Source organism: Bradyrhizobium sp. NBAIM03 (assembly GCF_020194055.1).
In the GTDB taxonomy this organism is placed as follows: Bacteria; Pseudomonadota; Alphaproteobacteria; order Rhizobiales; family Xanthobacteraceae; genus Bradyrhizobium; species Bradyrhizobium yuanmingense.
Genome location: NZ_JADYVS010000038.1, coordinates 1 through 19,224, shown reverse-complemented (window position 1 = coordinate 19,224; position 19,224 = coordinate 1). Strand labels below are relative to the sequence as shown.

The window sequence follows — 19,224 nt, the reverse complement described above, 5'->3', positions numbered from 1 at the left end:
GCCTCAACACCTCAATGCAAATGCAGCAGATGTGGCCACCACAGGCCGAGCGCGGTCATGAACAGGCCGGCGATCGTCAGCGCGCCGCCGACATAGGCGAGCGCGATCATGCCGGTGATGATGGTGGCGGACGCCAGCACGATGCCGATCTGGAAGGCGGCCGAGGCCAGCTCGAAATGATGGTATTTCGCGGTCGCCTCGTCGCGGGCGTGCTCGGCGTGCTTGGCCTTGTCCGCAAGCTGCTCGGTGCCTTCGCCGGTCTCGGGCTCGGAGCGGTAGCGCTGCGCGGTCTTGGTCCAGTCGTCGATCTGCTTCTGCACGGCGGGCTTCTGCGCCTCGGCCGCGGCGGCCAGTGTCAGCTTGCCCTGCTCCGCCGCGGTCACCACCACGGTGCGGCGGATGCTCTTGGCCTGGAAGAACGCCCAGAGATTGGCGGCTTCGACGTTCTTGCTGATCGATTCGGTCTGGGCACCCTTGCCGAGCGTCTCCGAGATCGCCAGGAACAGCGCCAGCACGGCGATCAGAAGCGCGATCTTCTTGTTCGAGCCGGACGCGTGTTCGGCGTGCTCGGCATGCTCCATGCTTTCATGTGCGCCCATATAATGTCCCTCCTGTGCCGGTTCCCACGATTTGACCGAACCGTGGGCGCTGTGCAAGAGGCACGCGAGCTATGACGAGAGTGTGTCAGCGCCGCGGATGGGCGCTGGCATACACTTCCAGCAGACGCTCGGAATCGATCCCGGTATAGACCTGCGTCGTCGAGAGCGAGGAATGGCCGAGCAACTCCTGGATGGCGCGCAGATCGCCGCCGCGCGAGAGCAGATGCGTGGCGAAGGAATGCCGCAGCGCGTGCGGCGTGGCGCTGTCGGGCAGCCCAAGCGCGCCGCGCAGCCGCTCCATCGCGAGCTGGATGATGCGCGGGCTCAAGGGGCCGCCGCGCGCGCCGACGAAGATCGGGCCGTCCGCCGGAAGCGGATAGGGGCACATCGCGACGTACTCCTGCACCAGCGCCAGCACGTTCTGCAGCACCGGCACCATGCGCGTCTTGTTGCCCTTGCCGGTCACGACCAGCACGTCGCCTTCGCCGGGTTTCGGCACCTCGCGGCGCTTGAGACCCAGCGCCTCGGAGATGCGCAGGCCCGAGCCATAGAGCAGCGCCATCACCGCGGCATCGCGCGCCAGGATCCAGGTCTCGCGCTCCTCGCCGGCGCGCTCGTCGGCGTCGGCAAGACGTTTGGCCGATGCCATCGGCAGCGGCTTCGGCAGGCTCTTGGCGACCTTTGGCGCGCGGATCGCCGACAATGCGCCGACCTTGCCCTTGCCCTCTCGCTCCAGAAAACGTCCGAACGAGCGCAGGCCCGCCAGTGCGCGCATCAGCGAGCGGCCGGCAATGTCGTCGGCCCGGCGCATCGCCATGAAGGCGCGCACGTCGGTGGCTTCCAGCGCTGCAAACCGCTCCAGCGTCACCCGCTCGCCCCAATGGGCACAGAGAAAATCCAGGCATTGCCGCAGATCGCGGCCATAGGCCTCCAGCGTCTTCGGCGACAGCCGCCGCTCGGCGCCGAGATGCGCCAGCCAGCGCGCCATCTCCTGCGCGATCGAGGGATCGGCGCTGGCGAGCTCGATGTGTGGGGCGGCCGCTTTGCTCATGCGCTCTGGACGTGGTGATTCCGCACAGTATATCGCATCACACTCGTTTATCGTTCGCTAAGGCCGCCGCGCGGCGCTAGCCTCAAAGCCTCAAGGTTCCGATTCCCCCGCTCATGGACCAATCGCCGCGCAAAGACACCGCCCCCGCCACCCGCATGGTCGACGTGCTGGTGCCGGTCGCGCTCGACCAGACCTATTCCTACAAGGTGCCGCGCGGCATGGAGCTGAAGGCTGGCGATCTCATCAGTGTGCCGCTCGGTCCGCGCGAGGTGCTGGCCGTGGTCTGGGGCGAGAACGCCAATCCCGATCCGCGCCTGCATAACCGCCTCAAGGAGGTCAGCGAGAAGCTCGACATTCCGCCGCTCAAGCCGGAGCTGCGCTCGGTGGTGGACTGGGTCGCCAATTACACGCTGAGCCCGCGCGGCATGGTGCTGCGCATGTGCCTGCGCATGGGCGAAAATCTCGGCCCGGAGCGGGTGCGCGCCGGCGTGCGCCTGACCGGCGATCCGCCGAAGCGTCTGACGCCGGCGCGCCAGCGTGTCATCGCGCTGCTGTCGGACCGGCTGCTGCACGGCAAGTCCGAGGCGGCCAAGGAGGCCGGCGTCTCCTCGGGCGTGATCGACGGCCTCGTCGATGAAGGCACGCTCACGGTTGAGCCGATGCCGCCGCCGCCTCCGCCGCCGGCACCCGATCCGGAATTCGGCCGGCCGGATTTTTCGCCGCTGCAGCGTGCCGGTGTGGATGCGATGCGCGCACTCGCGGCCAACGGTACTTTCCACGTCGCGCTGCTCGATGGCGTCACCGGCTCGGGCAAGACCGAGGTCTATTTCGAAGCGGTCGCCGAGGTGATCCGCCGCGGCAAGCAGGCGCTGATCCTGATGCCGGAGATCGCGCTGACCGGCCAGTTCCTCGATCGCTTCGCGCAGCGTTTTGGCGTGCGGCCGATCGAATGGCATTCCGAGCTCACCCCGCGCACCCGCGCGCGCAATTGGGCCGCGATCTCCGAAGGTTCGGCGCCGGTCGTGGTCGGCGCGCGTTCGGCGCTGTTTCTCCCTTACGCCAATCTTGGCCTCATCGTCGTCGATGAGGAGCACGACCAGGCCTACAAGCAGGACGACGGCGTGCACTACCACGCCCGTGACATGGCGGTGGTGCGCGGGCATATCGCAAAAATTCCGGTCGTGCTGGCCTCCGCGACGCCGTCGGTGGAATCCGAGGTCAATGCGCGCAAGAGCCGCTATCAGCGCATCGCGCTGCCCTCACGCTTCGGCGGCCAGCACATGCCGCATATCGAGGCCATCGACCTGCGCCGCGAGCCGCCCGCGCGCGGCCGCTTCATCTCGCCGCGGCTTGCCGGCGAGATCAGGACCGCGATCGAGCGGCGCGAGCAGGCGCTGCTCTTCCTCAATCGCCGCGGCTATGCGCCGCTGACCTTGTGCCGGGCCTGCGGCCATCGCTTCGCCTGCACCATCTGCGATGCCTGGCTGGTCGATCATCGTTTCCGCCAGCGCCTGGTCTGCCACCATTGTGGCTTCTCGATGCCGCGCCCGCATATCTGCCCAAATTGTTCGGCCGAGGAATCGCTGGTCGCGGTCGGCCCCGGCGTCGAGCGCCTGCAGGAGGAGGCGGCTGCGCTGTTCCCGCAAGCCCGCACCATGGTGCTGTCGAGCGATCTCATCACCTCGATCGAGACGATGCGCAGCGAGCTCGCGGAGATCGCGGAGGGCCGCGTCGACATCATCATCGGCACGCAGCTCGTCGCCAAGGGCCACAACTTCCCGCGGCTCAATCTGGTCGGCGTGGTCGATGCCGATCTCGGCCTTTCCAACGGCGATCCGCGCGCGGCCGAGCGCACCTGGCAATTGCTCAACCAGGTGATCGGCCGCGCCGGCCGCGAGCAGGGCCGCGGCGTCGGCTATCTGCAGACCCACCAGCCCGATCATCCCGTGATGCGGGCGCTGATCGCCTGCGACCGCGAGGCGTTCTACGACAGCGAGATCGAGCTGCGCGAGAAGACGCTCTATCCGCCGTTCGGCCGGCTCGCCAGCCTGATCATCTCCGCCGGCGACCGCCCGGGCGCCGAGGGCTTCGGCCGCAAGCTCGTCGCGCTGGCGCCGCGCGACGAGCGCGTCGTCGTGCTCGGCCCGGCCGAAGCCCCGCTCGCCGTCATCAAGGGCCGCTACCGCTTCCGCATCCTGGTGAAATCGGCGCGCGGTTTCGACCTGTCGGACTACTTACGCAACTGGCTCGCGGTCTGCCCGAAGCCGACAGGCAATCTGAAGCTGGAAGTCGACGTCGATCCGCAGAGCTTTTTGTAGGGCCACCGCAGCCATACCCTCTACTGTCATTCCGGGGCGCGCGTAGCGCGAGCCCGGAATCCATCGGGCGGCAGAGTTTGTGGATGAATGGATTCCGGTTCGCGCTCCGCGCGCCCCGGAATGACAAAACAAAAAAAGCCCGCGGTCCCCCAAGACCGCGGGCTTGTTTCACGTGCGCAGCAAACTGATGAAAACTGCGCGCTCGATCAGGCGCGGATCGCGCCTTTAGGAGACGACTTCCGCGGTGACGCGGCCAACGCCGCGACTGGTGAGGCCAATGGCGCGGGCGGCACCCGTGGAGAGGTCGAGCACACGCCCGCGAATGAACGGGCCGCGGTCGTTGATGGTGACGATGACGCTCTGGCTGCCATGGGTGACGCGCAGCTTGGTGCCGAAGGGCAGCGAACGGTGCGCCGCGGTCATGGCGTTCTGGTTGAAGCGCTGGCCCGAGGCGGTCTTGCTGCCGGACTCATTGCCGTAAAAGGACGCGATGCCGGAGAAGCTGCGGCCCGTGCCGGAGGTCGGCGTCATCGACGCATTGGCATTGCGCCAATCGGAGGTCGCGTTGGCCTCGGTCTGGGCGTGGTGGCGGTGGTGATGCCGATGCTTGGATTTGGCGGAAGCTTCGGTGGCAGTTCCACCGACGAGGAGAGTTGCGGCGACGAAAGCAATCGCCGTACGCGGCCGGGTCGCAAAGCCCAGCGTCTTCAAAGACAGCATTTAATGGTCCCTAAGCTAGTATTGCCACATTTGTGGCAAGTGGAGCCCCCATCAGTTTGTGAGCGATTTGGCGTTTCGATTCCCAATGAGGCGTGAATTGGGCAGTAAATCCGGTATGTGTCGTCATGAAATATCTTGTTACCACCGCGAGATATTCAGCCGATGTTCCGTAATCTTCGCCTTTAACGATTTATTAACCTCTAGATTACTTGCGAATACTGTAAAGCGAAGTCATCGCCCCTAGCGTTTAGAATTCGATAAGTATTCGGCGGGTGGAACCGGTGGGAACGGATTCACGCCTCAGCGATCCGTGTTCATGGCCGCTATGCGCTGGGGGCAGGAACCAATGGGAGGTGTCGCGGCAGGGCCGGCGCTGAATTCCGTGACGTGGCAGGTCGCCGCCTCTGTCGGCCCCTGCCGTGCGCAATGTGTTTGCGAGGCTGCGACGAACTGGCGACAGAACCTCATGCCTTTAGTTTGGCGTCATGTTGCACCTGCGCACCTGCTATGTTAGCAAAGCCGCGATTTTAACGAGCCCGGCACCTCCCGTGCTGGTCGAAAATCGAAGTCCCGCTTGAATTCCAAGGGCTTGGATCGCTAGGCGCCGCTTCGTGGCGACGGTTTTTCCCTTGCGAGTTTGACAGCAAAAAGAGCGCGTCTGTGGCTGCAGAAGATACGTCCGTTTCAGGTGTGTCCGGCCGTTATGCAACGGCCTTGTTCGAGCTGGCCCGCGACCAGAACGTGGTCGACGAGGTCAAAGCCGATCTTGATAAATTCGATGCCTTGCTGAACGAAAGCGCTGATCTCAAGCGCCTCGTCCGCAGCCCGGTGTTCGCCGCCGATGCCCAGTCCAAGGCCCTTTCGGCCGTGCTGGACAAGGCGGGCATCGCCGGCATCACCGCCAACTTTCTGAAAGTGCTGACCGCCAACCGCCGCCTGTTCGCGGTGGCCGACGTCAGCCGCGCCTACCGCGCCCTCGTGGCCCGGTTCAAGGGCGAGACCACGGCCGACGTCACGGTGGCGGAGGCGCTCTCAGACAAGAATCTCGATGCCCTCAAGGTTGCCCTGAAGTCGGTGACCGGCAAGGACGTCGCGCTGAACGTGAAAGTCGATCCCTCGATTATCGGTGGCCTCGTCGTCAAGCTGGGCAGCCGCATGGTGGATGGTTCGCTTCGCACCAAACTCAATTCGATCAAGCACGCGATGAAAGAGGCAGGCTGATGGACATCCGCGCCGCGGAAATTTCCGCGATCCTCAAGGACCAGATCAAGAATTTCGGCCAGGAAGCTGAAGTCTCCGAAGTCGGACAGGTGCTGTCCGTCGGCGACGGTATCGCCCGCGTCTACGGTCTGGACAACGTCCAGGCCGGTGAAATGGTCGAGTTCGAGAACGGCACCCGCGGCATGGCGCTGAACCTCGAAACCGACAACGTCGGTGTCGTTATTTTCGGTGCCGACCGCGAGATCAAGGAAGGCCAGACCGTCAAGCGCACCCGCGCCATCGTGGACGCGCCGGTCGGCAAGGGCCTGCTCGGCCGCGTCGTCGACGCGCTCGGCAATCCCATCGACGGCAAGGGCCCGATCCAGGCTGAGAAGCGCATGCGCGTCGACGTCAAGGCGCCCGGCATCATTCCGCGCAAATCGGTGAACGAGCCGATGGCGACCGGCCTCAAGGCCATCGACGCCCTGATCCCGATCGGCCGCGGCCAGCGCGAGCTGATCATCGGCGACCGCCAGACCGGCAAGACCGCGATCGCGCTCGACACCATCCTGAACCAGAAGCCGCTCAACGCGCAGCCGGACGAGAACATCAAGCTGTACTGCGTCTACGTCGCGGTCGGCCAGAAGCGTTCGACCGTCGCCCAGTTCGTGAAGGTGTTGGAAGAGCAGGGCGCGCTCGAATACTCGATCGTCGTCGCCGCTACCGCGTCGGATCCGGCGCCGATGCAGTACATCGCGCCCTTTACCGGCTGCACCATGGGCGAGTACTTCCGCGACAACGGCATGCACGCGGTCATCATCTATGACGATCTGTCCAAGCAGGCCGTCGCCTACCGTCAGATGTCGCTGCTGCTGCGCCGCCCGCCGGGCCGCGAAGCCTATCCCGGCGACGTGTTCTATCTGCACTCCCGCCTGCTCGAGCGCGCGGCGAAGCTGAACAAGGACATGGGCTCGGGCTCGCTGACGGCGCTGCCTGTCATCGAAACCCAGGCCAACGACGTGTCGGCTTACATCCCGACCAACGTCATCTCGATCACCGACGGCCAGATCTTCCTGGAAACCGACCTGTTCTTCCAGGGCATCCGTCCTGCCGTGAACGTCGGTCTGTCGGTGTCGCGCGTCGGTTCGTCGGCGCAGACCAAGGCCACCAAGAAGGTCGCCGGCAAGATCAAGGGCGAGCTCGCGCAGTACCGCGAAATGGCGGCGTTCGCGCAGTTCGGCTCCGACCTCGACGCCTCGACCCAGCGCCTGCTCAACCGCGGCTCGCGCCTCACCGAGCTGCTCAAGCAGCCGCAGTTCTCGCCGCTGAAGATGGAAGAGCAGGTCTGCGTGATCTGGGCCGGCACCAACGGCTATCTCGATCCGCTCCCGCTCAACAAGGTGCGCGCGTTCGAGGACGGCCTGCTCTCGCTGCTGCGCGGCAAGCACGCCGACATCCTCAACGCGATTCGCGACAGCCGCGATCTCTCCGACGATACCGCTGCCAAGCTGAAGTCGGTGGTCGAGGGCTTCGCGAAGTCTTTCTCGTAAGAAGGCCGTCATGGCCGGGCCAAAGCGCGAAGCGCGTCTTCGCAACTGAAGTCCCGGCCATCCACGTCTTGTGCGTGGAAGACGGAGAACGTGGATGCCCGGGACACGCCCGGGCATGACGAAAGGATAGGGTCGCGGTCGAGCCGCAGGCTGATCGCTGGGGACGAAGAATGGCGTCACTTAAAGACATGCGCGTCCGCATCGCCTCCACCAAGGCGACGCAAAAGATCACCAAGGCCATGCAGATGGTCGCGGCCTCCAAGCTGCGCCGCGCGCAGACCGCCGCGGAAGCGGCGCGTCCCTATGCTGACAAGATGAGCGCGGTGATCTCCAACATCGCCAGCGCCGCGGTCGGCTCGCCCGGCGCACCGGTGCTGCTGGCCGGCACCGGCCGGGACCAGGTTCATCTGCTGCTGGTCTGCACCGGCGAGCGCGGCCTGTCCGGCGCCTTCAACTCCTCGATCGTGCGTCTCGCCCGCGAGCGCGCTCTGGCGCTCGCTGCGCAGGGCAAGGAGGTGAAATTCTTCTGCGTCGGCCGCAAGGGTTACGAGCAGCTCCGCCGCCAGTTCGACAAGCAGATCGTCGAGCACATGGACCTGCGCAGCGTCCGCCAGCTCGGCTTCGTCAACGCCGAGGAGATCGCCAAGAAGGTTCTGGCGCGGTTCGACAACGGCGAGTTCGACGTCTGCACGCTGTTCTACTCGCAATTCAAGTCGGTGATCGCGCAGATCCCGACCGCCCAGCAGGTCATCCCGCTGGTCATCGAGGAGGGCGGTGCCGCCAACACGACGTCGTACGAATACGAGCCGGAAGAGGACGAGATCCTCACGCGGCTGTTGCCGCGCAATCTCGCCGTGCAGATCTTCCGCGCCCTGCTCGAGAACAACGCATCGTTCTACGGTGCGCAGATGTCGGCGATGGACAACGCCACCCGCAACGCCGGGGAAATGATCCGCAAGCAGACGCTGGTCTACAACCGCACGCGTCAGGCTCAGATCACCAAGGAACTCATCGAAATCATCTCCGGCGCAGAAGCAGTCTGACCGGACACGAAATTCGGATCGAAGGAGACAGTAAATGGCTACAGCAGCCACACAGATCGGTCGCGTTACCCAGGTCATGGGCGCCGTCGTCGACGTGCAGTTCGAAGGCCACCTGCCGGCCATTCTCAACTCGCTCGAAACCAAGAACGGCAACAACCGCCTGGTGCTGGAAGTCGCGCAGCATCTCGGCGAGTCGACCGTCCGCACCATCGCGATGGACGCCACCGAAGGTCTGGTGCGCGGCCAGGAAGTGACCGACACCGGTCAGCCGATCTCGGTTCCCGTGGGGGACGGTACGCTGGGCCGCATCATGAACGTCATCGGCGAGCCGATCGACGAGGCCGGCCCGATCAAGTCGGAGGGCACCCGCGCCATCCACCAGGAAGCGCCGACCTACACCGACCAGTCGACTGAAGCCGAAATTCTCGTCACCGGCATCAAGGTCGTCGATCTGCTCGCTCCGTATGCGAAGGGCGGCAAGATCGGCCTGTTCGGCGGCGCCGGCGTCGGCAAGACCGTGCTGATTCAGGAGCTGATCAACAACGTCGCGAAGGCGCACGGCGGTTACTCCGTGTTCGCCGGCGTCGGCGAGCGGACCCGCGAGGGCAACGACCTCTACCACGAGTTCATCGAGTCCAAGGTCAACGCCGACCCGCACAATCCGGACCCGAGCGTGAAGTCGAAGTGCGCGCTGGTGTTCGGTCAGATGAACGAGCCGCCGGGCGCCCGCGCCCGCGTCGGCCTGACCGGTCTGACCGTCGCCGAGCACTTCCGCGACCAGGGCCAGGACGTGCTGTTCTTCGTCGACAACATCTTCCGCTTCACGCAAGCGGGTTCGGAAGTGTCGGCGCTGCTCGGCCGTATTCCTTCGGCGGTGGGTTATCAGCCGACGCTCGCGACCGACATGGGCGCGCTGCAGGAGCGCATCACCACCACGCAAAAGGGCTCGATCACCTCGGTGCAGGCCATCTACGTGCCGGCCGACGACTTGACCGACCCGGCGCCCGCGACCTCGTTCGCGCACTTGGACGCTACCACGGTGCTGTCGCGCGCGATCTCGGAAAAGGGCATCTATCCGGCGGTGGACCCGCTCGACTCGACCTCGCGCATGCTCTCGCCGCTGGTCGTCGGCGAGGAGCACTACACCGTCGCCCGTCAGGTCCAGCAGGTGCTGCAGCGCTACAAGTCGCTCCAGGACATCATCGCCATTCTCGGCATGGACGAGCTTTCGGAAGAGGACAAGCTGACGGTGGCCCGCGCCCGCAAGATCGAGCGCTTCCTGTCGCAGCCGTTCCACGTCGCCGAAATCTTCACGGGTTCGCCGGGCAAGTTCGTGGACCTCGCCGACACCATCAAGGGCTTCAAGGGCCTGGTGGAAGGCAAGTACGATCACCTGCCGGAAGCTGCCTTCTACATGGTCGGCACCATCGAAGAAGCCGTCGAGAAAGGCAAGAAGCTGGCGGCGGAAGCTGCCTAAGAGGCGAATGGCGAATGGGGAGTGGCGAATAGAAGCTGCTCCCGTCCGCCACTCGCTATTCGCCACTCGCTACTCGCAGGTTTCCCATGGCCACCTTCCATTTCGATCTCGTCTCTCCGGAAAAGCTCGCCTTCTCGGGTGAGGTCGATCAGGTCGACATCCCCGGCGCCGAGGGTGATTTCGGCGTGCTGGCGGGGCATGCGCCGGTCGTGGCTGCGATCCGGCCCGGCATTCTCACCGTCACCACCGGCGGCCGCCACGAGAAGATCATCGTGCTCGGCGGCCTTGCCGAAGTCTCCGAAAAGGGCCTCACCGTGCTCGCCGACGTCGCGACCTCGCTGGACGAGCTCGACCGTGTCCAGTTCGCCGAGACGATCGCGGAGATGGAAGAGAACTTGAAGGAGCACGAAGGCACCGAGCTCGATCAGGCCATCGAGCGGCTCGACCACTTCAAGAGCATCCAGCATCAGCTCAACGCCACGGCTATGCACTAAGCCCCGGGGCACCGCTCCGGGGCTCGATCTCCAAATTCCTGAACAGTTTCAGCGCTCGTCACGGTCGTGGCGGGCGCTGAAACTTTATTGCGCTATCGCTGGCGCTGTCGCCTATTTTATCGCGGCGCGTCAGACACTTCGCTACTGTGCATGGGGTTGTTTTCGAGAGTTCAGTCGGCGAGGTGCGCAAACTCCTGTGCCACCGCGCGGTAGACCTCGCGGCGGAACGGCACCACGAGGTCGGCGACACGGCCGAGGCGCTCCCAGCGCCAGGCGTCGAACTCGGCGGGCTGGCCGTTGCGCGGCGTCAGCGGATCGATCTCGTCGTCCGTGCCGGTGAAGCGCAGCGCGAACCATTTCTGGCGCTGGCCGCGAAATTTCGCCAGCCGGTGCGTCTGCGGTCCGTCGTAAGGCGGGAATTCATAGGTGAACCAGTCGGTCTCGCCGAGATAGTCGGCACTGACGACGTTGGTCTCCTCCCACAGCTCGCGCATCGCCGCATCACGCAGGTTCTCGCCCTCGTCGACGCCGCCCTGCGGCATCTGCCAGTCGAGCCCCGGCAGGATGATCTCGGGTCCGTCACCCTTGAAGCGATGGCCGATCAGCACGCGACCGTCGGCGTTGAACAGCGCGATGCCGACGTTCGGGCGGTAGGGTTTGTGGGTCGTCACGCGTAACCTTCTCTCGTCATTCCGGGGCGCGCGAAGCGCGAGCTCTGGTGCGCAATTGCGCACCTGAGAATCCATAACCACAGGCCACAATGGGTTGAAAGGCCGTGGCTGCTATCCTTCGCACAACTTCTGCCTGGGGCTATGGACCCCCGCCTTCGCGGGGGTGACGAGCGGAGCTTTAGGCGGGAGCGTCGCTATCCCTCCGCCAGCGCAGAAAATTCCTGCACCACGCGCTCATAGACTGGGCGCTTGAACGGGATGATCAACTCAGGGAGATTCTTCATCGACTCCCAGCGCCAGCTCACGAATTCCGCCTTGTGGCCGCCGCCGCCGGGATGCTCGACGTTGATCTCGCTGTCCTTGCCGGTGAAGCGCACCGCGTACCATTTCTGGCGCTGGCCGCGGTAGCGGCCCTTCCAGGCGCGCCCGGCAACGGTGCGCGGAATGTCATAGGTGAGCCAGTCCGGGACCTCGCCGAGCCGCTCGACCGAGCGCACGCTGGTCTCCTCGTAGAGCTCGCGCTTGGCCGCTTCCCAGGTGTCCTCGCCGGGATCGACCCCGCCCTGCGGCATCTGCCAGACATGGGTGTCGTCGACATGCTCGATGCCGCCGGCGCGGCGGCCGATGAACACCAGTCCCTTTGGATTGATCAGCATCACGCCGACGCAGGTCCGGTAGGGCAGATCCTCGTAACGCGCCATTCCGCCAGACCTCTTGCCTGCTCCTTGGGAAGGCATGCCGGCCCCGCGAGACCCGCGCCGAACCAATTCGTTGATTTAGCTGGATTTTGATTTCAGCATCGCGGTTGTCAATGGCACCAAAAGGATACCTCGGTCGCCCAATGTCTTGGTCCAGGCGCTGATGCGCTCGATCGAGACGGGCAGGGCGGAGGCCGTGCCGACGGCGATGCCGCGCTCGCGCGCCGCCGATTCCAGCTTGTTGAGGGCGCGGTCGATCTCGGTCGCTGTCGGCACCGCGTCGATGGCGATATCGCCCTTGCCGAACGGCACGGCCTGGTTCGCCGCGGCCTGGGGCGCGATGCTGCGGGGCGAGGAGCCGTCGTCGAAGAAGCCGAGCCCGCGCTTGGCCGCCTCGCGGATGATCGGCTGTATCGCCGGCTCCGTGGCGATGAAGCGGGCGCCCATGAAATTGGTGAGGCCGGCATAGCCCTGCATCCGGCTGAGGTGCCAGTACAGGCGGTCCATGTTCTGGTCGGGGCTGAGCGAGGTCAGCAGCGTCTGCGGCCCCGGATCGTTGTCGGGGAAGTCGTAGGGCTCCATCGGGATCTGGAGGAAGATCTCGTGGCGCTGCGCCCGCGCCCGCTCGGCGAGCTTGCCGGGGTCGGAGCCGTAGGGCGTGAAGGCCAGCGTCACCGCCGGCGGCAGCTTCATGATGGCGTCCAGGGTCTTGGCGGCGCCGACGCCGAGGCCGCCGATCACGATCGCGACCACCGGCATCTTGGCGGCCTTGGCGCGGTCGGCGTCCGCCGCATAGACGTTGAACGGCCTCAGCCCGTCGGCGACCACCGGGATCATGCCGTAGCGCGATTTCTCCAGCAGCTTCGGATTGATCCCGGTCATGACGGGCGGCGGGGCGGATGCAGCCTCGCCCTTGTCGGCGGCATCGCCCCCGCCGATCACCACGTCGCGGCGGGCGCCGGTGGAGCCATCGATCATGGTGATGGTCTTCTGCTCGCCTGGCGCGGCCTGCTTCGGCGTTTCCTTGGTCTCGTGCTTGGTTTCCTGGCCTTGGCCGATGGCAGACTTGTCGTCCGTGGCCTTCTCGGCCGGCCTGAGCTGGTTGATCGCGATCCGGCTCATCGGCTCACCGCCGAGCGGGTCCTTGTTGAAGATGGCGAAGCCGGCAAAGGTAACCAGGAACAGGCCGAGCAGAACAGCGAGCAGCTGCATAGACGTGAACGGCAGCCGCAGCCGCCGTTTGCGGCGCGGCTTATCCTGTCCGAGCGGGGCGCTCAGATCATCGGCCGTTTCAGTCATGCGCGATCCCGAATCACTCCAGCCGACGATACCACGCCGAGGTCAAGCGGCGGCAGGCCGGGATAGGCCGGAGGCAGCAGCAGTTCCCAAGCAAAAAGGGCGGCTTCGGGAAGCCGCCCTTTCGCTGGATCGCGTGATACGCCGACCTAGTTCGCCGCTTTGGCCTTGTCGGTCGCCGCCTTGTTGTCGTTGCCGGGCGTCGGCGCCGCGGAGGCGCTGTTCTTGATGCCGTGGAGCAGGTCGCCGGCGAGCTTGAGCGCCTTGTCGTCCTTGGCGTCCGGCGGGACGTAGGACTGCGAGCCCGTCTTCTCGTCGCCGTCGTTCTTCAGGTGGCCGCGCAGCGAAGCCTCGCCCTTGGTGTCGGTGCGCGACTTCAGCTCGTCCGGCACGTCCTGCAGCACTTCGATATCGGGCACGATGCCCTTGGCCTGGATCGACTTGCCCGACGGCGTGTAATAGCGCGCGGTGGTCAGCCGCAGCGCGCCGTTGCCGCTGCCGAGCGGAATGATGGTCTGCACCGAGCCCTTGCCGAACGAGCGCGTGCCGACGATGGTCGCGCGCTTGTGGTCCTGCAGCGCGCCGGCGACGATTTCCGACGCCGAGGCCGAGCCGCCATTGACCAGCACGATGACCGGCCTGCCCTTGGTCAGGTCGCCCGTATGCGCGGCGCGGCGCTGGGTCTCCTCGGCATTGCGGCCGCGGGTCGAGACGATCTCGCCCTTCTCGAGGAACGAGTCGGAGACGGTGACCGCTTCCTCGAGCAGGCCGCCCGGATTGTTGCGGAGGTCGATGATGAAGCCCTTGAGCTTGTCGCCGCCGATCTGGTTCGTGAGGTTGCCGATCTCGCGCTTCAGGCCTTCGGTGGTCTGCTCGTTGAAGGTGGTGATGCGGATATAGCCGATGTCATCCTGCTCGACGCGCGCGCGCACCGAGCGGACGCGGATGTTGTCGCGCACCAGCGTGACGTCGAGCGGATTGTCCTGGCCCTTGCGGATGATCTTGAGCTTGATCTTGGTGTTGACTGGACCGCGCATCTTCTCGACCGCCTGGTTCAGGGTCAGGCCCTGCACCGCCTCGTCGTCGAGATTGGTGATGATGTCGTTGGCCATGACGCCGGCGCGCGAGGCGGGCGTGTCGTCGATCGGCGAGACCACCTTGATCAGGCCGTCCTCCATCGTGACCTCGATGCCGAGGCCGCCGAACTCGCCGCGGGTCTGCACCTGCATGTCGCGGAAGCTCTTCGCGTCCATGTAGCTCGAGTGCGGATCGAGGCCGGTAAGCATGCCGCTGATGGCGGACTCGATCAGCTTGGTGTCATCGGGCTTCTCGACATAGTCGGAGCGCACGCGCTCGAACACATCGCCGAACAGGTTGAGCTGGCGATAGGTGTCCGCGGTGGCGGCTCGCGCGCTGGAGCCCATGAACACCGCGCGCGGCTGGGTCACGAACAGCGTCAGCGCTGCACCGGTGGCGGCGCTGAGGAGGATTACTGAAGTCTTGCGCATCATCCGCGAACCTTCTCGCCTTCATTTGCGGCCCACCATGGGCCTGGATCGATTGGAGTGCCGTCTTTACGGAACTCGACATACAGCACAGGTTGACTCGCATTGGTGGCGAGAATGGAAGCGACCTGAGAGGTCGACCCCATGGTCGCGACCGGCTCCCCCGTGAGCACAAACTGGCCGATGTTGACCGAAATGCGCTCCATCCCGGCGATCAGGACATGATACCCGCCCCCGGCGTTTAGGATCAAGAGTTGTCCATAGCTGCGGAATGGGCCGGCATACACAACCCAGCCATCACACGGCGTCGTGACCTGGGCGCCGGGCTTGGTCGCCAGCGAAATGCCCTTCTGGACGCCGCCGACCCCGTCGGAACCGCCAAAGTCCCTGATCTTGTTACCGTTAACCGGAAACGGCAGGAGGCCCTTGGCCGAAGCGAAGGCGATCGCCGGGGTGGTGCGGGACTTGTCCTTGAACGCGCCCGGGCCCTGTTTGGCGCTGGCGGCCGCGTTTGCCGCCGCCAGTTTGGCCTCCTTGGCCTCGGCCTGCCTTGCGGCCTCGGCAGCCTTCTCGGCCGCCCTGGCGGCGGTTTGCAGATCCTGCTCCATCTTGGCGATCAGCCCCTGGAGATCGCCGACCTGCCTTGACAGCGCGATCGCGCGCGCGCTTTCGGCGTCGAGGTCTTTTTCCCGCGCGGACTGCTGACGCTGCCGTTCCTCGATCAGGGCGGTGAGCCGGGTCTGGTCGCTCCTGACCTTGTCGCGGTCGGAGGCGAGCTGATCGCGCTCGGTGGCTATGGTCTTGCGCAAGGCCACGAGCTCGCCGAGCTCGCTTGCGATCTTCTCGGCGCGGCCGCGCAATTCCGGCACGACGGCGCCAAGCAGCATCGCGGTGCGCAAGGATTGCAGCGCATCTTCGGGCCGCACCAGCAGCGCCGGCGGCGTGCGCCGGCCGGCGCGCTGCAAGGCCGCCAGCACCTCGACGATGTCGGCACGGCGCGAATCCAGCGAAGCGCGCATCTGCTGCTCGCGGCCGTTCAGCGTTCGCAGCCGCGCTTCGGCCTCGTCGATCTTGGCTTCCACGGCGCGCACATTGGCGGCGGTGTCGATCAGCTGCTGATTGAGCTGGGTGCGGTCCTGGCCGAGCGCGGTGATCTCGGCCTTCAGCTTGGCCTGCGCTTCTTCCGCGCTTCGTTGCCTCGCGCGCGCGGCCTCCAGCTCCTGCTCGCGCTGCTTGATCGCATCGGGCGAGACGGCGGCAGTCTGCGGCGACGGCGCAACTGTCTGACCTTGCGTCTGGGCTTGCGCGAGGCTTTCTTCGGCGAAGAGGCTTGCGCCGGCAAGGCCGGTGATCAGCAGCAGGTTGAGGAGCGGCGCTCGCATCGTGTCGGCAAAGGTGCTCGTTGTGGCGCGCATCACGCGCGGTGATAGGGATGGCCGGCCAGGATGGTGGCGGCCCGATACAGCTGTTCCAGAAGCATGACGCGGATCATTTGGTGCGGCCAGGTCGCAGAGCCGAACGCGATCGCGAGCTTAGCCTTACGGCGCAATTCGGGCGAAAGTCCGTCCGCCCCTCCGATCACGAAGATAGTATGTCCGGCGCCCTCGTCGCGCCAGCGCGCCAAGTGCCGTGCGAATACGGTGGACTCGAGATTCTGGCCGCGCTCGTCCAGCGCCACCAGGATCGCCTTGTTAGGAATATGCGCCGAGATTGCCGCGGCCTCTTCGGCCATCCGCGTCGCCGCATCGCGTGCGCGGCTTTCGGGAATTTCGTGGATGCCGAGCTCGCGGAATCCAAGCTTGCGGCCGGCCTCCTCGAACCGCTCGAAATAGCGGTCTGCAAGCTCCCGTTCGGGGCCCTGCTTCAGCCGGCCCACCGCAATGACAGCAACACGCATGATTCTTGAGTCGCGTTGACGAGACCGCGCGCAACAAGCGCGCGCACGACGCTAGCATGCGCGTCAGCCGATTCGAAATCGGCCTTCGAGCCTAGATCGCCTTCGCCGCCCCTGGGCCCTGCGTGTACAACCGCTCGAGGTTGTAGAACTCGCGGACCTCGGGTCTGAACACGTGCACGATCACGTCGCCGGAATCGATCAGCACCCAGTCGCAATTGGGCAAGCCCTCGACATGGATGTTTTTGATGCCGTTTTCCTTGAGGCTCTTGGTGACGTTTTCCGCGATCGCGCCGACGTGCCGGTTCACCCGGCCGGTGGTGACGATCATGTAGTCGGAGTACGCCGATTTGCCGCGAAGGTCGATGGTGACCGTCTCTTCCGCCTTCATGTCCTCGAGGCGGGAGAGGATCAGGCTCAGCGTCTTGTCGGCGTCGGGTTGCGCCTTCAAGGCCGCAGCTTTGGTCGATGTTTTACGCGTAGGCTTGGCAACCTTGGGTAAAACAGACTTGGACAATACAGATGCGGTCAGGGACCATTCCTTTCACTGTATCGCGAACGCCGAATCCGGGCGCCCACTGGTTACACTACATCATGTGGGGTTAAGGGTTTCAATATGCCAGAGAGACCGAAATCCCCACCAGGTCGGCACACTTCGTCTCACTTCGTACCTTTCCAGCTCCCGTCCGGGTTCCGTAGGCCGGTCGAGGACAGATTCAGCTTCAATCCGGTCAGGAACACCCAGGCCGGTGCCGGCCGATCTGCAAGCTGGACAGCCTTGTTCTCGGGCAGACGGTAGCGCGATAACGCCTGGGCCGCGGGCGAGCCGAGCGCGCGAAAACTCTGCGGGGGGCGATCGATCACGGCCATCGGCACCTGGGCGGCGATGCGCCGCCAGTCCTGCCAACGATGGAATTGAGCGAGATTATCGGCGCCCATGATCCAGACGAAGCGCAAGCCAGGGAAGCGGCGGCGCAACGTGTTGATCGTGTCGATAGTATAGCGGGTGCGAATGACGGATTCGAGACAGCTCACCTCGATGCGCGGATCATCGGCGACCTCGCGCGCGGCCTGCATGCGCTCGCCGAGCTCGTGCAGCGTGCCGTTCTCCTTGAGCGGATTGCCCGGCGTAACCAGCCACCAGACGCGATCGAGCTGCAATCGCTTCAGCGCGAAGCGGCTGATCGCGCGGTGCGCCTGATGCGGCGGGTTGAATGAGCCGCCGAGCAGGCCGATGCGCATGCCCGGCGTCGAGGGCGGAACCGCTTGCGCCACGAAGCGCGGCACGACGAGATTGTTGCTCAATGCCCGCGCCCCGCGACGTCTACGGCCGGGTCTGTCCGGTGCCGCGGACGCGATATTTGAAGCTCGTCAATTGCTCGGCGCCGACCGGGCCGCGGGCGTGGAAGCGGCCGGTGGCAATGCCGATCTCGGCGCCGAACCCGAACTCGCCGCCATCGGCAAACTGCGTCGAGGCGTTGTGGAGCACGATCGCGGAATCGACCTCGCTCAGGAACTTGCTCGCCGCAGCCTCATCCGCGCTCACGATTGCATCGGTGTGATGCGAGCCGTGGTCCTGGATGTGCGCGATCGCGCCGTCGACGCCGTCCACCACCTTCGCCGCGATGATCGCGTCGAGATATTCGGTGTCCCAATCCTCCTCGCTCGCCGGCTTGACGCGCGCATCGGCCTTCTGCACGGCCTCGTCACCGCGCACCTCGCAGCCGGCATCGAGCAGCATCTCCACCAGCGGCTTCAGGTTCTTGCCAGCGGCGGCACGATCGACCAGCAGCGTCTCGGCCGCGCCGCAGACGCCGGTGCGTCGCATCTTGGCATTGAGCACGATCGACTTCGCCATGGCGAGGTCGGCGCTGCCATCGATATAGACGTGGTTGACGCCTTCGAGATGCGCGAAGACAGGCACGCGCGCCTCCTGCTCGACCCGCGCGACGAGGCTCTTGCCCCCGCGCGGCACGATCACGTCGATGGCGCCGTCGAGGCCCGACAGCATCATGCCGACCGCTGCGCGGTCGCGCGTCGGCACCAGCGTGATCGCAGCTTCCGGCAGGCCGGCTTCGCGCAGGCCCTGCACCAGGCACTCATGGATGGCGCGGCACGAGCGGAAACTGTCGGAGCCGCCGCGCAGGATCACGGCATTGCCCGACTTCAGGCACAGCACGCCGGCATCGGCCGCGACATTGGGCCGGCTCTCAAAAATCACGCCGACGACGCCGAGCGGCACGCGCACGCGCTCGATGGACATGCCGTTCGGCCGCTGCCAGCGCTCGGTGACGACGCCGATGGGATCGGCGATGCCGCGCACAATGCCGATGCCTTCGGCCATGCCCTCGATGCGCGCCGGCGTCAGCGTCAGGCGATCGATGAAGGAGGAGGTGGCATTGCCGGCGGCACGGGCCTCCGCGACGTCCTCCGCATTGGCGGCGAGGATCGCGGCCGAGTTGGCGCGGATTGCCCGCTCCATGGCTTCCAGCGCGCGGTTCTTCTGCTCCGGCGGCGCCAGCGCCAGCACGCGCGCGGCAGCGCGGGCACGGGTTCCGAGATCGGACATCAGCGCCAAGAGATCGCAAGCGCGATCGGCATTGCCGTCAACGGCTTTGAGGGGGGCGGCCATGGGTCAAACCTTCTGCTAAGGCGGTGTCCTAGCACGGAAATCCCGCTTTTGCGAAGGGCGGGGAGGGTATGGCTGG

Annotated in this window: 18 protein-coding genes; 6 read left to right on the top strand and 12 right to left on the bottom strand. The window is 65.6% G+C overall.

The annotated features are described in order from the left end of the window. Positions 1-11: 11 nt before the first annotated feature. Positions 12-599 carry a DUF4337 domain-containing protein gene (locus I6F21_RS34480; RefSeq protein WP_036008765.1) on the bottom strand — a complete coding sequence of 196 codons (588 nt, stop codon included), beginning with the start codon at positions 597-599 and terminating at the stop codon, positions 12-14. A gap of 85 nt (positions 600-684) precedes the next feature. Further along, complete coding sequence (locus I6F21_RS34475; protein WP_225141890.1) at positions 685-1,650, bottom strand: tyrosine recombinase XerC; 966 nt, start codon at positions 1,648-1,650, stop codon at positions 685-687. Positions 1,651-1,763: 113 nt separating this feature from the next. Between I6F21_RS34475 and I6F21_RS34470 the strand changes: the two genes are divergently transcribed. Beyond that, positions 1,764-3,968, top strand: coding sequence for a primosomal protein N' (locus I6F21_RS34470; RefSeq protein ID WP_225141880.1), 2,205 nt, complete (start codon positions 1,764-1,766; stop codon positions 3,966-3,968). Positions 3,969-4,193: 225 nt separating this feature from the next. Here the strand turns inward: I6F21_RS34470 and I6F21_RS34465 are convergent, their stop codons facing one another. Further along, positions 4,194-4,688, bottom strand: a complete 495-nt coding sequence (locus tag I6F21_RS34465; protein WP_225184106.1) for a septal ring lytic transglycosylase RlpA family protein — start codon at positions 4,686-4,688, stop codon at positions 4,194-4,196. A 660-nt stretch (positions 4,689-5,348) separates the two neighbouring features. Here I6F21_RS34465 and I6F21_RS34460 point away from each other — a divergent pair. The 5 genes from I6F21_RS34460 to I6F21_RS34440 all read left to right on the top strand — a co-directional run bounded on the left by I6F21_RS34460 (position 5,349) and on the right by I6F21_RS34440 (position 10,452). Further along, positions 5,349-5,909 (top strand): F0F1 ATP synthase subunit delta, encoded by a 561-nt coding sequence (locus tag I6F21_RS34460; protein WP_109141817.1) that lies wholly within the window; start codon positions 5,349-5,351, stop codon positions 5,907-5,909. Further along, a complete protein-coding gene (atpA, locus tag I6F21_RS34455; protein ID WP_036008755.1) occupies positions 5,909-7,438 on the top strand; it encodes a F0F1 ATP synthase subunit alpha in 1,530 nt (509 codons plus the stop codon). The genes I6F21_RS34460 and atpA overlap by 1 nt, the downstream gene beginning before the upstream one ends. Positions 7,439-7,608: 170 nt before the next feature. Beyond that, the gene (locus I6F21_RS34450) at positions 7,609-8,481 is read left to right on the top strand and encodes a F0F1 ATP synthase subunit gamma (protein ID WP_225114554.1); all 873 of its coding nucleotides are present in this window, start codon (positions 7,609-7,611) and stop codon (positions 8,479-8,481) included. Between the two features lie 34 nt (positions 8,482-8,515). Next, entirely contained in the window at positions 8,516-9,958 is a 1,443-nt protein-coding gene (gene atpD, locus I6F21_RS34445; RefSeq protein WP_036008750.1) for a F0F1 ATP synthase subunit beta, read from the top strand. Between the two features lie 86 nt (positions 9,959-10,044). Continuing rightward, positions 10,045-10,452, top strand: a complete 408-nt coding sequence (locus I6F21_RS34440) for a F0F1 ATP synthase subunit epsilon (protein ID WP_036008748.1) — start codon at positions 10,045-10,047, stop codon at positions 10,450-10,452. 170 nt (positions 10,453-10,622) lie between these two features. On the opposite strand, the gene I6F21_RS34435 is transcribed toward I6F21_RS34440, so the two are convergent. From I6F21_RS34435 to I6F21_RS34395, 9 genes are all read right to left on the bottom strand, one after another. Further along, positions 10,623-11,123: an RNA pyrophosphohydrolase gene (locus I6F21_RS34435; protein WP_036024643.1), complete on the bottom strand. Its 501-nt coding sequence runs from the start codon at positions 11,121-11,123 to the stop codon at positions 10,623-10,625. Positions 11,124-11,317: 194 nt separating this feature from the next. Beyond that, positions 11,318-11,824: an RNA pyrophosphohydrolase gene (locus tag I6F21_RS34430; RefSeq protein WP_036024645.1), complete on the bottom strand. Its 507-nt coding sequence runs from the start codon at positions 11,822-11,824 to the stop codon at positions 11,318-11,320. A 75-nt stretch (positions 11,825-11,899) separates the two neighbouring features. Further along, positions 11,900-13,120: a divergent polysaccharide deacetylase family protein gene (locus I6F21_RS34425; protein WP_225184105.1), complete on the bottom strand. Its 1,221-nt coding sequence runs from the start codon at positions 13,118-13,120 to the stop codon at positions 11,900-11,902. A 146-nt stretch (positions 13,121-13,266) separates the two neighbouring features. Beyond that, positions 13,267-14,628 carry a S41 family peptidase gene (locus tag I6F21_RS34420; RefSeq protein ID WP_036008736.1) on the bottom strand — a complete coding sequence of 454 codons (1,362 nt, stop codon included), beginning with the start codon at positions 14,626-14,628 and terminating at the stop codon, positions 13,267-13,269. Beyond that, positions 14,625-16,004, bottom strand: a complete 1,380-nt coding sequence (locus tag I6F21_RS34415; protein ID WP_036008738.1) for a peptidoglycan DD-metalloendopeptidase family protein — start codon at positions 16,002-16,004, stop codon at positions 14,625-14,627. Before I6F21_RS34415 ends, I6F21_RS34420 begins: the two co-directional genes overlap by 4 nt. A gap of 32 nt (positions 16,005-16,036) precedes the next feature. Next, the gene (rlmH, locus tag I6F21_RS34410; protein WP_225184104.1) at positions 16,037-16,519 is read right to left on the bottom strand and encodes a 23S rRNA (pseudouridine(1915)-N(3))-methyltransferase RlmH; all 483 of its coding nucleotides are present in this window, start codon (positions 16,517-16,519) and stop codon (positions 16,037-16,039) included. A 91-nt stretch (positions 16,520-16,610) separates the two neighbouring features. Continuing rightward, positions 16,611-16,967 (bottom strand): ribosome silencing factor, encoded by a 357-nt coding sequence (gene rsfS / locus I6F21_RS34405; RefSeq protein ID WP_024338888.1) that lies wholly within the window; start codon positions 16,965-16,967, stop codon positions 16,611-16,613. Positions 16,968-17,176: 209 nt separating this feature from the next. Continuing rightward, positions 17,177-17,821 carry a nicotinate-nucleotide adenylyltransferase gene (locus I6F21_RS34400; protein WP_036024650.1) on the bottom strand — a complete coding sequence of 215 codons (645 nt, stop codon included), beginning with the start codon at positions 17,819-17,821 and terminating at the stop codon, positions 17,177-17,179. 19 nt (positions 17,822-17,840) lie between these two features. Then, on the bottom strand, positions 17,841-19,148 hold the full coding sequence (locus I6F21_RS34395; protein WP_225184103.1) for a glutamate-5-semialdehyde dehydrogenase: 1,308 nt from the start codon (positions 19,146-19,148) through the stop codon (positions 17,841-17,843). Positions 19,149-19,224: the final 76 nt, after the last annotated feature.

Excerpts from the sequence above, each read along its gene's own strand:
- atpD (WP_036008750.1), top strand. The coding sequence starts at position 8,516 with ATGGCTACAGCAGCCACACAGATCGGTCGCGTTACCCAGGTCATGGGC.
- I6F21_RS34470 (WP_225141880.1), top strand. The coding sequence starts at position 1,764 with ATGGACCAATCGCCGCGCAAAGACACCGCCCCCGCCACCCGCATGGTC.
- I6F21_RS34415 (WP_036008738.1), bottom strand. The coding sequence starts at position 16,004 with ATGCGAGCGCCGCTCCTCAACCTGCTGCTGATCACCGGCCTTGCCGGC.
- I6F21_RS34395 (WP_225184103.1), bottom strand. The coding sequence starts at position 19,148 with ATGGCCGCCCCCCTCAAAGCCGTTGACGGCAATGCCGATCGCGCTTGC.
- I6F21_RS34450 (WP_225114554.1), top strand. The coding sequence starts at position 7,609 with ATGGCGTCACTTAAAGACATGCGCGTCCGCATCGCCTCCACCAAGGCG.
- I6F21_RS34440 (WP_036008748.1), top strand. The coding sequence starts at position 10,045 with ATGGCCACCTTCCATTTCGATCTCGTCTCTCCGGAAAAGCTCGCCTTC.
- I6F21_RS34430 (WP_036024645.1), bottom strand. The coding sequence starts at position 11,824 with ATGGCGCGTTACGAGGATCTGCCCTACCGGACCTGCGTCGGCGTGATG.
- I6F21_RS34480 (WP_036008765.1), bottom strand. The coding sequence starts at position 599 with ATGGGCGCACATGAAAGCATGGAGCATGCCGAGCACGCCGAACACGCG.
- I6F21_RS34465 (WP_225184106.1), bottom strand. The coding sequence starts at position 4,688 with ATGCTGTCTTTGAAGACGCTGGGCTTTGCGACCCGGCCGCGTACGGCG.
- I6F21_RS34420 (WP_036008736.1), bottom strand. The coding sequence starts at position 14,628 with ATGATGCGCAAGACTTCAGTAATCCTCCTCAGCGCCGCCACCGGTGCA.
- atpA (WP_036008755.1), top strand. The coding sequence starts at position 5,909 with ATGGACATCCGCGCCGCGGAAATTTCCGCGATCCTCAAGGACCAGATC.
- I6F21_RS34425 (WP_225184105.1), bottom strand. The coding sequence starts at position 13,120 with ATGACTGAAACGGCCGATGATCTGAGCGCCCCGCTCGGACAGGATAAG.
- rlmH (WP_225184104.1), bottom strand. The coding sequence starts at position 16,519 with ATGCGTGTTGCTGTCATTGCGGTGGGCCGGCTGAAGCAGGGCCCCGAA.
- I6F21_RS34475 (WP_225141890.1), bottom strand. The coding sequence starts at position 1,650 with ATGAGCAAAGCGGCCGCCCCACACATCGAGCTCGCCAGCGCCGATCCC.